Raw genomic sequence first — 13,146 nt, forward strand, 5'->3', positions numbered from 1 at the left:
CGGTGAGACGACAAAGGGGGGCTGATGTTTGGGCGCGGCCCCAGATGGGTATGAGGGAGTTGTCCGAACCAACTCAACCCAAGGAGGAGTCATGGGATTCGACGATAAGGTCCGCAACGCTGCTGAAGAGGCCTCTGGCAAGGTCAAGGAAGGCGTGGGCAAGGCCACCGACAACGAGCGCCTCGAAGCCGAGGGCCAGGCCGAACAGACCTCCGCCGACATCAAGCAGGCCGGCGAGAAGGTCAAGGACGTCTTCAAGTAGGCCCCTACCCCAAGGCCGCCCCCGGATTCCCGGGGGCGGCCTTGGCATGTCCGCACTTGGGTCACCGCTGTCCGTGGCGTCGCGGCGAGGTCAGTCCGGTTGATCCGCTCCGAGCACGTGGAAGTGGGCGTGGTGGCGCCGGCCCCACGACACGACGCCATCGATGCCGGCAGCGTCGACCTGCAGCCGGCTGAGCAATACTGCCTCACCGCGCACCGCCGCGACGGCGGCCAGACCCAGGCCCCCCTTGCCGTCACCCCGGACCAGGACGGTCGTGCCGTCCGCGAAGCGCAGCCGCACGGCGCCCTCGGACCCGAAGGCCTCCGCGTGACGCAGCGGGGCGGCGCGATTGCGGACGCGCAGGAGCGCCTCAGCCAGGGCACCGCGCAGATCCGAGTGCGCGGCGGACGTGCGGGTCAGCTGCCGACGCAGCTCGTCGTCGAACAGTTCCTCGAAACGGTCGTGGCGCACGCGGTTGCGCATGCTCCAGTATCGCCCAGAGACAGCAGAAACCGTCTGGATCGTCATCGACGATCCAGACGGTTCCGATCAGGTCAACCCTGCGCGGCCTTGGCGTTGGCCTCGGTCTCCGCGATCTTGGTCAGGAGCTCATCGGTCCGAGACTCCTCCTCGAGGGATTGGGTCAGCAGGTCGTAGCCATCGGGCAGGCCCAACATCTTGGCCCAGCGCCGCAGGGTGCCGTAGCGGGTGATCTCGTAATGCTCGACCGCCTGGGCCGATGCGATGAGGGCCGCGTCCGCGGCCGGGCTGCCCTGATACTCCTCCAGGTGCTCGTCGCCCTCCTTGAGGATGCCGTCGATGGCGTCGCAGCGCTTGCTCGTCGGCTTGCGGTCGATCAGGGCGAAGACCTGCTCAAGCCGGCTGATCTGCCCTTGCGTCTCCGCCAGGTGGTGCTCGAACGCTGCTTTGAGTTCGTCTGACGCCGCCGCGTCCTGCAGCTTGGGCAGTGTCTTCAGGATGTGCCGCTCTGCGTAGTACATATCTCGCATCGTCGCGTAGAACAGCCCATCGAGGTTCTTGTCGGCCATTGCCGTGCCTTTCTCTCGGTGTGCCCGTCCGCCGTCGTCCACCCTGGGGCCGGCGTCGGCCGGGCTCACGCGTCCTTGCCTTGCCACACTATTTATGCAGTTACCCGATGTCAGCGGAGTCAAACACTTCCGCCGGGCACGCCGGGCCGGCTGCCCACGCCCGCCGGCCCGAGGCGCTGAACCCTTCCCAGAAGCGCTCGCGGATGCGAGGCTGGAGCCAGAGACAGCATCGAGGGGGAGGTCCGCCGGCGGGCAGCTACACCCGCTACTGGGGACCGGTGCCGATGGTCACTCACCTGCACGGCGCCGTCGGCGTGGGGGAGCAACTCGGCGTGACCCGACTCAACGTGTACGCGGGCCCGGCCGGCTTCTATCTCCTGCGAGACACGCCCCACGAGGGCATCACCGTCGCCGGATCCGGCGAAGCGGCCGAGCTGCCGGGGCCCGCGCCCCACCTCGGTGACGACCCGGACGCGACCTACCTGGAGATCCCGCTCGCGATCCAGGACAGATCGTTCAACGGCGACGGCTCGCTGTTCTACCCCGACGCTCGAGCATTCTTCGACGACACGGCCAGCGGCTTCATCCCGGACGACGAGCACGTGCCTCCGATCTGGAATCCGGAGTTCTTCGGCAACGTCATGATCGTCAACGGGCGCGCCTGGCCGTTCCACACGGTCGAGCAGCGTCGATACCGGCTCCGGGTGCTCAACGGCTGCCAGTCGAGGTTCCTCATCCTCTGGTGCTCCCGCCCGTTCCGCGAGTCGAGCACGACCCCGCGATCAGGCGGTTGACGCTGCTCGAGATGATGGCCTCCACGCTCGGGGTGCCGGTGGCGGCGATGCTCGGGGTCGTCGACGGCGACCCCGCCCAGGAGGCCGTGACCGGCCGGCACGACCGAGATCTGGGAGCTCTACAACGCGACCATGGACGCCCATCCCGTCCATCTCCACGAGGTGACGTTCGAGGTGGTCGACCGGCAGCCGATCACCGTCACGGAAGGGATGACGCCGACGGTGAGTCTGACGCCAGGGTCCTACCCGCGACCGCCCGAGCGGTGGGAGACGGGCCGGAAGGAGACGGTCATCGCGTATCCGGGTGAAGTCACGCGGCTCAAGGCTCGATTCGAGGTGCCCGGGCGATTCGTCTGGCACTGCCACATCCTCGAGCATGAGGACAACGAGATGATGCTGCCCTTCGTGATCCGCCCGGCCGACTGAGCCGCGGGCATGACGCGGCCCCCGCCGGATGATCCGACGGGGGCCGCGATGTTCAGGGCTGGGGCGTCACCGCCCGCGAGCCGTCCTCAGAGGGGGCGAATGTTCGCCGCCTGCAGGCCCTTGGGCCCACGCTCAGTCTCGTATTCCACCTTCTGGTTCTCCTCGAGGTTCCGGTGTCCCGTCCCCTGAATCGCGCTGAAGTGCGCGAACACGTCCGCCGAGCCGTCATCGGGAGCGATGAAGCCGTAGCCCTTGTCGGAGTTGAACCATTTCACGGTGCCAGTGGCCATGCCGTTATTCCTTCGTACCTGGACCACAGGGTGTGGCCGCTATCGGTAATCCTATGCCATGAATGGCGCAGATGCGGCACTCTGCGCCGAGGAACTACGATCTGGACCATGCGCCTCACACGGTGGCTGGGCCATCCGACCCGGGTCGTCCCCGCCGTCTACCTCCTCGGAGTGGCCGTCGGCACGGCCTTGCTGATGCTCCCACCGGCCACCGCGGACGGCAGGGGAGCGCCCCTCCTCCACGCGAGCTTCACCGCGGTGTCTGCCATCTGCATTACCGGATTGACTACGGTCGATACCGCGACCTTCTGGAGCCCGTTCGGGCAGTTCATCATCATGCTGCTCATCCAAGTGGGCGGGTTCGGCATCGTCGCCCTCGCCAGTCTGCTGACCCTGGTGGCGACGGGCCGGCTGTCGCTGCAGGGGTCCTTGGTCGCAGGCCAGGAACTGCGTACGGGTGTCGGCGGCGTGTTGCGCGTGCCGAAAATGATCGCGGCGGTGATGTTGAGCGCCGAGGCGGTCATCGCGCTGGCACTGTCACTCGCCTTCCGGCAACACAACGACAGCTGGGGCACAGCCGTGTGGTGGGGGGTGTTCCACTCGGTGTCAGCGTTCAACAACGCCGGCTTCGCCTTGTTCAGCGACAACCTGATGAGCTTCGTCGGCGATCCCGCGGTCATCCTGCCGATCTGCCTCGCAGTCGTCGTCGGCGGCCTCGGCTTCCCGGTGCTGATCGAGATCGGCCGCCGGATCCGTCGCCCGCGCCAGACGCCGCTGTGGTCCTCGCACACCCGGCTCACGTTGATCGGCACGGGCTCGTTGCTCGCCATCGGCGCGGTCGTGTTCGCGCTGGCCGAATGGAACAACCCCGACACCCTCGGCCAGCTGAGCCTCGCCGACCGGCTCCTGGCCACCGTCGCCGGGGCCGTGTTCCCGCGCACCGCCGGCTTCAACCACATCGACTACGGCGTCGCGAACGAGTCGACGCTCGGCCTCTACTACGTGCTCATGTTCATCGGCGGTGGCTCCGTCGGCACGGCCGGTGGAGTCAAGGTCGGCACCGTCGGCATCATCCTCGCGACCGTCCTGGCCGAACTGCGCGGCGAGAACCAGGTCATCGTCGGTCGCCGCGCGGTCCCGTCCACGGTGCAGCGGTCCGCGTTGGCCGTCGTCGCGCTCGGCGTGTTCACCGTCATCCTCGCCACGTTCTTCATCGTCGTCGACGACCGCTTCACGCTCCAGCAGGTGCTGTTCGAGACCATCTCGGCGTTCGGCACCGTGGGTCTGTCGACCGGCATCACGCCGCATCTTCGACCCGAGTCGCTCATGGTCCTCATGCTGCTGATGTACCTCGGCCGCGTCGGCACCGTCTCGGTCGCCACGGCGCTCGCCATCCGCGTCCGCCACCGCCACTACGTCCTACCGGAGGAGCATCCCATTGTTGGGTAGAGCAGATCAACGCAACACGGACGAGACCGTCCTGGTCGTCGGGCTGGGGTTGTTCGGGTCGGCGACGTGCCGGGCCCTCCTCGACATGGGGGTGCCCTTCGTCGCGGTCACGGATGACGCGGCGCTCGCCACCCGATACTCAGACGAGTTTCCGCACGTCATCCAGATGGACCCCTCCGACCGTGAGGCCTTGGAGCAGATCGGCATCGAGCAGATCCCGAAGGCGGTGGTGGGCCTCAGCAAGGTGGAGCTGTCCATCATGACGGTCCTCGCCCTCTCGGAGCTGGGCGTGCGGGAGATCTGGGCCCGCGCGGCGACGCGCGAGCACGGCGCGATCCTCGAACGCATCGGGGCCCACCACGTCGTCTACTCGGAGGCCTCGACGGGGCGACGCGTCGCCCACGCCGTGTCCGGCTTCATGATCGACTACTTCGAGTTCGAGGACGGGTTCGCCATCGCCCGAACCCGGGCGCCGAAACTGACCTGGCACAAGACGCTGCGCGAGTCCATGGTGCGCACCCACAACCAGATCACGGTGGTCGGCGTGAAGCGACCCCGCCAGGACTTCATCTACGCCGTGCCCGAGACGGTGATCGAGCCCGGCGACGAATTGATCGTGTCGGGCCGGGTCAACCACGTGGATGCGTTCTGCCGGCTGCGCTGAGCGTCAGGCCATGTCCTCCTGCTCCAGCCAGTCGCGGGCGATGTCGGCCGCCGGGGCCTGCTCCTCGACGCTGCGGGCGTTGAGCTCCACCAGCTCCTCCGGGGCCATGGCCTCGCTCACCGCGTCGATGATCGCGGCGGCATTGTCGTCGACGTCCTCGCTGGCCACGGGGACCAGGTGGGAGGCCAGGAAGAGGCCGCCGTCGTCCTCGAGTGACACCAGGTCGTTGGCGGCGATCGACGGGTCGGCCGTGTAGATGATCGCCAGCTGGATGTCCCCGTCCTGGAGCGCCTTGACCGTGAGCGGGCCTCCGCCGTCCTCGATGGGGGTGAAGCCGACCTCGATGCCGTACTTGTCCATGAGGCCGCGCGGGCCGTTGGGGCGCGTCTCCGCCTCGGAGTTCGCGCCGAGGGTCAGGGGAGTGGTGACCTTCTCGAGGTCCGAGACCTTCTCCAGACCCCACTTGTCGGCGAACTCGCGCGTGACCACGTAAGAGTCCTGGTCCGTGGCATCGGACTGCGCGAGGACGCGCAGGCCGTCGGGAACGGCCTCCTGGAGCTCCGTGTAGACGTCGTCGGTCAGGCGCGCGTCGGTCTCGCCCTGCCAGTACTGCAGCAGCGGTCCGCTGTACTCGGGAAAGAGGTCGATGCTGCCTGCCTCGATCTCGGGGAGGTAGGCCTCGCGCTGACCGATGCGGAACTGGCGTTCGACCTCGTAGCCCTCAGCCTCGAGCGCCTGCGCGTAGATCTCGGCCACGATCTCGTTGGAGTAGTAGTCCTGCGAGCCGATGACGATGGGGTCGGCCGAGGCGGCCGGGGCCGAGGACGCGGGAGCATCGGTCGCCGACGGCGAGGCGAGCGGGTCGCCGCCCCCGCAGGCGGCGAGGCCTAGCGCCGCGCTGAGGGCGAGGGGGATGAGCAGGTGAGGATGGTTCATGGCTGGTCCTTCCGGGAGGGTCTGCGTCCTGAGGGGTCGGAGGTGTGGGCGGGGTCGGCCACCCGGCGGGCGGCCCGCTGGAGTGCGGCGAGGAGCAGCTCCAGCGCCAGGGCGAGCGCGATCACGATCAGCGACCCGGCGAGCATCTGTGCGTAGTCCCTGGTCTTGAGGCCGGCGAAGAGATACCGGCCGAGTCCGTAGTCGGAAGTGTAGGCGGCGAGCGTGGCGGTGGCGACGACCTGCAGCGTCGCGGCGCGCAAGCCGCCGACGATGACGGGCAGGGCAAGGGGGAGCTCGACCAGGACGACGACCTGGCCCGGGCTGAGCCCCACGGCGCGGGCCGCCTGCGGGATGGCCTCATCGATGGCGAGGAATCCCGAGTACACGCCGGCCAGCAGGGACGGCACCGCGAGCACCGCCAGGGTCAGCAGCGGTGCCTCCACGCCGATGCCGAGCCAGAGCCCGAAGAGCGTCAGCAGCCCCAACGAGGGGACGGCCCGCGCACCGCCCATGAGAGCGGCCACCCAGCCCGCGCCGCGGCGGGCGTGCCCGACGAGGATCCCCGCCGGCACGGCGACGACCGCACCCAGCAGCACCGCCGCCCCCGTCACGGCCAGGTGCTGCGCCGTCCTGGCCGGGATGCCCGCCGGCCCGGACCATCGCCCCTCGACGGCGAGCCAGGCCCACGCTTCGCTGAGGAGGCTCATCGCGACACCACCACCACCGGGCCGCGGGCGCGCCGGGCCGCCCACGGCGTCAGTGCCGTGCCAGCGAACACGAGGGCCGCGTCGAGGATCAGGGCGAGCGCGACGGTGACGACGACCCCGGTGACGACCTCGGCGACGATGCCGCGCTGGAATCCGTCGGTGAGGAGGCTGCCGAGGCTGGGCACTCCGATCAGGGCCCCGATGGTCACCAGTCCCACCGTGGAGACCGTGACGACCCGCACCCCCGCGAGGATCACCGGCAGGGCCAGCGGGAGGTCGACCCGCCACAGCATGCCCGTGGGGGAGTGCCCGACAGCGACGGCGGCGTCGCGGACGCCGCGATCCACAGCCCCGAAGCCGTCGACGACGCTGCGCACCAGCAGCGCCACCCCGTACACGGTGAGCGCCGCGATCATGGTGGCGGACGACCGCAACGGGGTGCCGATCAGGACCGGGATCACGATGAGCAGCGGCAGGGCAGGCACGGCGTAGAGGAGGGTCGCAGCGGCGAGCAGCGGTCCGCCGACGCGCGGCAGCCGCCACGCCAGCCGACCCAACGGCAGCGCCAGCAGCACGCTCAAGCCGACCGCCGGCACGGTCAGGACGAGGTGCCCCACGAGCAGTTCGAGGACCTGGGGCCAGTTGCCGGTCAGCCAGGTCACTCGAGGATCCCCACCGCGTGCCCCTCCAGGTCCACAGCCACCTGCCGCCCCCCGGAGGTGGCCAGCCGCAGGCTCCGGCGGCCACGGTCCGCGCCGATGAAGCCCCGCACGAAGTCGTCGGCCGGCTGCGCCAGGATCTCGACGGAGGTGCCTCGCTGGGCGATCTCCGCCTGCGGGCGGAGCACGATCACCTCATCGCCGAGGCGGAAGGCCTCGTCGACATCGTGGGTGACGAAGAGGATGGTCTTGCCGAGGTCCGACTGGAGCCGCAGGAGTTCGTCCTGGAGCTCGCGCCGCACCAGCGGGTCGACGGCGCCGAAGGGTTCATCCATGAGCAGAATGTTCGGGTCGGCGGCCAACGCCCGGGCCACCCCGACCCGCTGCTGCTGACCCCCCGACAACTGCGCCGGATAGCGCTGGGCCAGTGATTCGTCCAGACCGACACGCCCGAGCAACTCCAGCGCTCGGCTACGGGCTGCCCGCCGGGTGGCCCCGGTGAGCAGGGGGACCGTCGCCACGTTGTCGGCCACCGTCCGGTGGGGGAGCAGCCCGCCGCTCTGCAGCACGTAGCCGATCGAGCGGCGCAGCGCCACGGGATCGCTGTCCCGGACATCGGCGTCGTCGATGAGGACCCGGCCGCCGGTCGGATCCACCATCCGGTTGACCATCCGCAGCAGGGTGGTCTTGCCGCTGCCGGAGGACCCGAGCAGGACCACGCAGCGGTGCGAGGGGACGGTGAGCGAGAAGTCGCGCACCGCGACGGTCCCGTCCGGATAGTGCTTGGCGACGTGCTCGAACTCGATCACCCCGTCAGCTTATGCGGCGACACAGGCAGCCGAGTGCGAGTTCGCCGCGAGAGATAGGCTGGACGGATCATGGCTGACGCGGGCCGATCGATCGAGGTGGCGCTTGAGCGGGAGCGCAAGTACGAGCTGCCGCCGCGGGCCCGGCTGCGCCTCTCGGAGCTCGGATCCGTCTCGCCGACGAGACGTCTCCGGCTCAGCGCCGACTACCTCGACACACCCGAGCTCGACCTCTTCCGCCGTGGCATCACGCTGCGCCGGCGCCGCGGCGGCGACGACGACGGCTGGCACCTCAAGACCCCGGCCGACGGGGGCCATCGCGTCGAGCACCGGATGCCGGGAGCGGCCTGCGAGCGGGTACCGGCCGCGCTCCGCGAGGTCGTCGCGGAGGCGGTGGGGGAGCGGCCGATCCTGCCGCTGCTCAGACTTCGCACGACGCGCACGGCGACCGAGCTCTTCGACGACACCGGCCGCGCCCGGGCCGAGATCAGCGTCGACGAGGTCCGCGCGACCCTGCTGCTGCCGCCCGGAGGGCGCTCGCACTGGATCGAGGCGGAGCTGGAGTTGGCGTCGGACGAACCCGCCGCCACCCTTGACCTCCTCGACGCGGAGCTCCGCCGGCAGGGATTGACGCCCGCCCGTCACTCCTCGAAGGCCGGCCGTGTCCTCGGCGCAGTGCGCCCGGCCGATGCCGACCGCTCGGCTGTGGGCACCGCCCGGGCCGCGGTGTGTCGCGAACTCGGACGGCTGCAACACCTGGAACCCGCGGTGCTGCGGGACGAACCGGAATCGGTCCACGACGCCAGGGTGGCGCTCCGACGACTCCGCAGCCTCCTCGGGGCCTACGGGCGCCTGCTCGGGTCCGCCGACGACGTGCGCGCACTGCGTGCGGAGCTGCGCTGGGCGGGACTGCGGCTCAGCGCCGCACGAGACCTTGAGGTCATGGGGGAGCTGCTCGCCGGAGTGCTGGGGCAGCTGCCCGAGGAGAGCAGGGATCGGGCGTCGGCGCTGTGGGAGCAGGCGTTGGCCGCCCGGACGGAGGAAGCTCGCGGGGACTGCGCCACGGCCCTGGCCACCCGGCGCTGGGACGCGCTGCACGCCCGGATCACGGCGCTGATCCTCGCCCGCCCGGGCCATGTCGACGAGACAGCCGGCCTCGATGCCCTGCGCCGCCTGGCCGCGGTGCCCCTGGGGCGGGCGGCCCGCCGCTACGCGCGGGCCCTGCGCGCCCCGTCGATCGGCGCGTGGCACGAGGTCCGCAAGGCCGCCAAGGCGGCCCGATACGCGCTCGAAGCCATCGCCCATCATCCCGACGCCACCGCCGCGGACCGGGCGGCCCACGAGACGTGGAAGGCGATCGCCGGCTCGTTGGGGGAGGTTCAGGACGTGGCCGTGGTGCGAGCGGCCCTCCCCGCCTTCGCCTCCGAGACGTCCGACGCTGACGTGATCGCCGACGTCGATGCGCACCTGGCAGCCCGGGCAGCCGCCGACCTCGCCGAGGCCGAGCACCTCCTGCGTGGAGCAGTCCGCGCGCTCAGGGACTTCCGGCCGGGTAGGTGACCACGCCCCCGGCCGTGATCGCGCCAGGCGTCAGCGTCGCGGGGACGATCCTGCCGGGGCCCATCAGGTGTGCGACGGCGTGGCCACGAGCCAGGGCGTGGTCGGCGATGATGCGCCGGTGGCAGCGCCACCACACCGCCTCCGAACACATGACCGCGACGTCCTCCCCGTCCGACTCGGCCACGAGCCGAGTCAGGCCCTCCTGAAACGCGGGGCCGAGCGCGTGATCCGCGTAGTTGTGGAAGCTCCGGTTGCGCCAGAGGCCGTTGACGTCGTCCGGCACCTCGCGGGAGACGGGCCGGCGCCCGCCGAGTTCCTCCGCGCGGCGGAATCCGATCCCGTGGGCGGCCAGGGACTCTGCGAGGCGATCCGCGTCGAAGTGGGGGTGGCGGCGGGAACCCGGGAACTTGCGGACGTCCACCACCGCGGTCACCCCCGCTGAGTCCAGCACCGCGAGGAAGTCGTCGATACTCCGGTCCGAGTGCCCGAGCGTATACAGCATGGTCACTCCCCGAGCGCGGCCCGGACGGCCTCGTGCACCGTCCGGTGACGGAAGCTGTACCCCGAGGCCTCGAGCGCGGCCGGGCGCACGTCGGCGTCCGCCGTCAGGAGCGACTCAGCGGCGTCGCGCCCCAGGATGGCCCGGAGGGCGAACTCCGGGGCGGGGACCAGGTACGGCCGGCGCAGTTCTCGGGCGAGCTCGCGGCCCAGGTCTCCGGCCGTGGCGGGCGTCGGTCCCGTGAGGTTGACGGGGCCGGTGAGCCCGGCGTGGATGACGTGGCGGATGGCGCCCACTTCGTCGTCGAGCGAGATCCAGGGCCAGAGCTGCCGGCCGGTGCCGATGGGCCCGCCTAGCCCTAGCCGAGTGAGCAGGATCATCGGCTTCAGCACGGCCTCCGGGTGGACGACGGGGGCTGTTCGCAGGAGAGTGACCCGGGCCGCCGAGCCGGCCGCGGCCGCTTCCGCCTCCCACGCGACGCACAGGCGCGCCAAGAAGGTGTCCCCCGGGGGTGACGACTCCGTCAGGGTCTGCCCGGGACGGGAGCCGTAGTACCCCACGGCCGATCCGGCGAGCAGGCGCGGCGCCTCACTGCCCAGGGCCCTGACGGCCGCCGCGACGGTGCGTGTCGGCACCAGGCGCGACTCCCAGAGGACGCGACGGTAGGCGCGGGTCCACGGGAGGCGCCCGATGCTCGCGCCGTTCAGGACGACGACGGCCTCCGCCCCGGCCAGCGACGCCGGATCCAGCGGCCGGCGCCCGGGGTCCCACGCGATCTCGTCGTCGCCCGTTGCGGGGCGCCTGACCAGGCGCCGGACCCGGATCCCGTCGCTCGCCAGGGACCTCATCAGAGCCCCGCCGATCAGCCCCGACGCCCCCGCGATCACCACCGTGCGTGTCCTCATGTGGCCACCCTGCCATGCCGTCGACCGGCTTGGCACCGGATGTTCATCTCACGAACTTTTTCTCGCGAATCACTTGCACATCGTCGAGAGGCGTGCGAAGGTGGAGCCACGAGCGGTTCAAACCACGTGCCGGCTCCGATCACTCAAGGATGTTTGAGATGACCATCGCACGTGCCTTCACCGACACCCCCACCCTCACCCGCGCCGATCGTGAAGCGCGCACGGAGGAGTTGTTCGAGCGACTCGCGGGGACCACGTCGGAGGCAGAACGCCAGCAGGTGATCGACGAGATCGTCGTCACCAATCTCCCCCTCAGCGAGGCCCTGGCCCGGCGTTACGCCGGCCGTGGCATCGACCTCGACGACCTCGAGCAGGTCGCTCGCATGGGTCTCGTCTGTGCCGTCCAGAGGTTCCGTACGGGCGGGGCGCCCTTCGTCGCCTTCGCCGTGCCGACCATCACCGGCGAACTGAAGCGCCACTTCCGCGCAAGCTGGATGGTCCGGCCCCCGCGCCGTCTCCAGGAGTCACCGGGCGATGAGGCCACCAGCGCCTTCCGCCCCGTCTCGCTCGATGTCGCCGCCACGCGCGAGGACGGCACGACGCCGTTCGAGCTGTCGACCGAGGACCACGACCTCGAACTGATCCCTGACCTCATCACGCTGCACCGGGCGATGAAGACCCTGAGCGCCGTCGAGCGGCGCGTCCTCACCCTGCGCTTCGTCGAGGATCTTCCGCAGGCGGAGATCGGCCGGCGGGTCGGCGTGAGCCAGATGCAGGTGTCCCGGATCCTCAGCCGGGTGCTGGCCGGCCTTCGCGCCGAGATGGAGCCGATGGCGGCCTGAGCGGTCACTCCGGGGCGTCGGTCCGGTAGGGAATACCTGCCGGCCGGCGCCCCGCGATCCATGTCGGCAGGGCCCACCACAGGGCGACACACGTGATCCCCGCGACAGCCGCCGCGACCCACGCTGCACCGATACCCAGCACCACACCGAAGACCAGCGCCGCGACCAGCGTGGTCGCGATCGCCAGCAAGCCGAGTCCCATCCGGGCCAGGGTGTCACCGACCCGGACGACCGCGTCCTTGCGGTGCGTCCGGAACAGGGAGCGATGCAGCGAGACGGGGGCGAGGATGAAGAACGTCGCCAGGGTCGCCGTGGCGACCGCACCGAGGTAGACCAGACGCAGCCCGTCGCCCACCTCCGCGAACCGCTCCTGGAACGGCAGGATCAGCAGGAATCCGCCCAGGAGCTGGATGCCGGTCTGCGTCACCCGCAGTTCCTGCACCAACTCGCTGAACTGGCGATCGAGCCGCTCGCCGGGCGTCTCGTCGCGATCGGCGTCGTTCATTCGCCCAGCTTCCCTCAGTTTCACTCCCATTGTCGACTGTGTGCATGTTTCACCGGTCCGATTGCGGGGTAGTGGGGGGATAGACGCCGCGGCCACCCCGCCACGGTGACACGAATCGAAGAACCAAGGAGGAACACCATGGGGATCGACGATCAGATGCGCAAGGCCGCCGACGAGGTGTCGGGACGCGCCAAGGAGATGTGGGGCGACCTCACCGACAACGAGCGCCTCGAGGCCGAGGGCCGGGCGCAGCACACGGCCGACGACGCCGGTCACGTGGCTGACCACGAACTCGACCCGGCACGCGCCGAGCGGATCACCGACGACGTGTACGACCGCCCCGTCGGAGACGACGCACCCTACCTGGGTGGCCAGGACAGCAACCTCCGCGACGAGCTCCGCGACGACATGGGCCAGGACCCGCGGCGCCGTGACCGCGCCACCGACCCGACCGACGGCAACCTGCGCGACGCGCTTCGTGACGACATGGGGCAGCGCGAGCCGCTGACGGATCCCAACGCGATCCGCCGCGACCAGATCTGACCTCCACCACCGACTTCCCACCTACCTACTGAAGGAGAAACATCATGGGAACCATCCTCTGGATCATCGCCGCCGTCCTCGTGATCGCCGGCATCCTCGCGATCGTGCGCAGCCAGCTCGTCTGGGGCATCGTCCTCATCATCCTCGGCCTGCTTGTCGGCCCCGGCGGCGTCAGCATCTTCACCTGACGCTCAGCGGGCGGTCTCGGCCCCGGGTGTGCTTGACTGTGCAGCGTAGACACCTGGAGGCG

At 70.4% G+C, this 13,146-nt stretch carries 18 protein-coding genes and 1 pseudogene; 9 read left to right on the plus strand and 10 right to left on the minus strand.

The features are described 5' to 3' along the window. Positions 1-91: 91 nt before the first annotated feature. Positions 92-262: a CsbD family protein gene (locus tag ACFQPD_RS03875; protein ID WP_068751398.1), complete on the plus strand. Its 171-nt coding sequence runs from the start codon at positions 92-94 to the stop codon at positions 260-262. Positions 263-352: 90 nt separating this feature from the next. On the opposite strand, the gene ACFQPD_RS03880 is transcribed toward ACFQPD_RS03875, so the two are convergent. Next, positions 353-745: a hypothetical protein gene (locus tag ACFQPD_RS03880; protein WP_385898635.1), complete on the minus strand. Its 393-nt coding sequence runs from the start codon at positions 743-745 to the stop codon at positions 353-355. Between the two features lie 71 nt (positions 746-816). After that, positions 817-1,380, minus strand: a complete 564-nt coding sequence (locus ACFQPD_RS03885; RefSeq protein WP_385898637.1) for a ferritin-like domain-containing protein — start codon at positions 1,378-1,380, stop codon at positions 817-819. Positions 1,381-1,595: 215 nt separating this feature from the next. Between ACFQPD_RS03885 and ACFQPD_RS03890 the strand changes: the two genes are divergently transcribed. Continuing rightward, positions 1,596-2,105: a hypothetical protein gene (locus ACFQPD_RS03890; RefSeq protein WP_385898640.1), complete on the plus strand. Its 510-nt coding sequence runs from the start codon at positions 1,596-1,598 to the stop codon at positions 2,103-2,105. 105 nt (positions 2,106-2,210) lie between these two features. After that, positions 2,211-2,531: pseudogene (locus ACFQPD_RS03895) on the plus strand (multicopper oxidase domain-containing protein); the annotation flags it as partial. An 86-nt stretch (positions 2,532-2,617) separates the two neighbouring features. Here the strand turns inward: ACFQPD_RS03895 and ACFQPD_RS03900 are convergent. Beyond that, on the minus strand, positions 2,618-2,821 hold the full coding sequence (locus ACFQPD_RS03900; protein ID WP_068751402.1) for a cold-shock protein: 204 nt from the start codon (positions 2,819-2,821) through the stop codon (positions 2,618-2,620). Between the two features lie 108 nt (positions 2,822-2,929). Here ACFQPD_RS03900 and ACFQPD_RS03905 point away from each other — a divergent pair, with 108 nt between their 5' ends. Together ACFQPD_RS03905 and ACFQPD_RS03910 are read left to right on the plus strand one after the other, a co-directional pair. Then, positions 2,930-4,270 (plus strand): TrkH family potassium uptake protein, encoded by a 1,341-nt coding sequence (locus ACFQPD_RS03905; RefSeq protein ID WP_385898642.1) that lies wholly within the window; start codon positions 2,930-2,932, stop codon positions 4,268-4,270. Continuing rightward, entirely contained in the window at positions 4,263-4,934 is a 672-nt protein-coding gene (locus ACFQPD_RS03910; RefSeq protein WP_353081317.1) for a TrkA family potassium uptake protein, read from the plus strand. Before ACFQPD_RS03905 ends, ACFQPD_RS03910 begins: the two co-directional genes overlap by 8 nt. Positions 4,935-4,937: 3 nt before the next feature. Here ACFQPD_RS03910 and ACFQPD_RS03915 read toward each other — a convergent pair whose 3' ends face one another. Genes ACFQPD_RS03915 through ACFQPD_RS03930 form a run of 4 tightly spaced genes read right to left on the minus strand, consistent with a single transcriptional unit; the run spans position 4,938 to position 8,045 of the window. Further along, positions 4,938-5,870: an ABC transporter substrate-binding protein gene (locus ACFQPD_RS03915; RefSeq protein ID WP_385898645.1), complete on the minus strand. Its 933-nt coding sequence runs from the start codon at positions 5,868-5,870 to the stop codon at positions 4,938-4,940. Then, positions 5,867-6,577 carry an ABC transporter permease gene (locus ACFQPD_RS03920; protein ID WP_385898647.1) on the minus strand — a complete coding sequence of 237 codons (711 nt, stop codon included), beginning with the start codon at positions 6,575-6,577 and terminating at the stop codon, positions 5,867-5,869. Before ACFQPD_RS03920 ends, ACFQPD_RS03915 begins: the two co-directional genes overlap by 4 nt. Further along, the gene (locus tag ACFQPD_RS03925) at positions 6,574-7,239 is read right to left on the minus strand and encodes an ABC transporter permease (RefSeq protein WP_385898650.1); all 666 of its coding nucleotides are present in this window, start codon (positions 7,237-7,239) and stop codon (positions 6,574-6,576) included. The genes ACFQPD_RS03920 and ACFQPD_RS03925 overlap by 4 nt, the downstream gene beginning before the upstream one ends. Beyond that, complete coding sequence (locus ACFQPD_RS03930) at positions 7,236-8,045, minus strand: ABC transporter ATP-binding protein (protein ID WP_068751407.1); 810 nt, start codon at positions 8,043-8,045, stop codon at positions 7,236-7,238. The genes ACFQPD_RS03925 and ACFQPD_RS03930 overlap by 4 nt, the downstream gene beginning before the upstream one ends. Positions 8,046-8,114: 69 nt before the next feature. Between ACFQPD_RS03930 and ACFQPD_RS03935 the strand changes: the two genes are divergently transcribed. Beyond that, complete coding sequence (locus tag ACFQPD_RS03935) at positions 8,115-9,602, plus strand: CHAD domain-containing protein (protein ID WP_385898653.1); 1,488 nt, start codon at positions 8,115-8,117, stop codon at positions 9,600-9,602. Here ACFQPD_RS03935 and ACFQPD_RS03940 read toward each other — a convergent pair. Then, positions 9,577-10,104: a DUF488 family protein gene (locus tag ACFQPD_RS03940; RefSeq protein WP_385898656.1), complete on the minus strand. Its 528-nt coding sequence runs from the start codon at positions 10,102-10,104 to the stop codon at positions 9,577-9,579. The genes ACFQPD_RS03935 and ACFQPD_RS03940 overlap by 26 nt on opposite strands. 2 nt (positions 10,105-10,106) lie before the next feature. Next, positions 10,107-11,006, minus strand: a complete 900-nt coding sequence (locus tag ACFQPD_RS03945) for a TIGR01777 family oxidoreductase (RefSeq protein WP_385898658.1) — start codon at positions 11,004-11,006, stop codon at positions 10,107-10,109. 158 nt (positions 11,007-11,164) lie between these two features. Here ACFQPD_RS03945 and ACFQPD_RS03950 point away from each other — a divergent pair, with 158 nt between their 5' ends. Beyond that, entirely contained in the window at positions 11,165-11,848 is a 684-nt protein-coding gene (locus ACFQPD_RS03950; protein WP_385898659.1) for a sigma-70 family RNA polymerase sigma factor, read from the plus strand. Between the two features lie 4 nt (positions 11,849-11,852). Here ACFQPD_RS03950 and ACFQPD_RS03955 read toward each other — a convergent pair whose 3' ends face one another. Next, positions 11,853-12,353: a DUF6328 family protein gene (locus ACFQPD_RS03955; protein ID WP_385898661.1), complete on the minus strand. Its 501-nt coding sequence runs from the start codon at positions 12,351-12,353 to the stop codon at positions 11,853-11,855. A gap of 138 nt (positions 12,354-12,491) precedes the next feature. On the opposite strand from ACFQPD_RS03955, the gene ACFQPD_RS03960 reads away from it, so the two are divergent. Then, the gene (locus tag ACFQPD_RS03960; RefSeq protein ID WP_385898663.1) at positions 12,492-12,896 is read left to right on the plus strand and encodes a CsbD family protein; all 405 of its coding nucleotides are present in this window, start codon (positions 12,492-12,494) and stop codon (positions 12,894-12,896) included. Positions 12,897-12,940: 44 nt separating this feature from the next. Further along, positions 12,941-13,084: a GPGG-motif small membrane protein gene (locus ACFQPD_RS03965; protein WP_176715198.1), complete on the plus strand. Its 144-nt coding sequence runs from the start codon at positions 12,941-12,943 to the stop codon at positions 13,082-13,084. The last annotated feature ends 62 nt before the right edge of the window (positions 13,085-13,146 follow it).

Source organism: Tessaracoccus sp. O5.2 (assembly GCF_964266725.1).
In the GTDB taxonomy this organism is placed as follows: Bacteria; Actinomycetota; Actinomycetes; order Propionibacteriales; family Propionibacteriaceae; genus Arachnia; species Arachnia lapidicapta.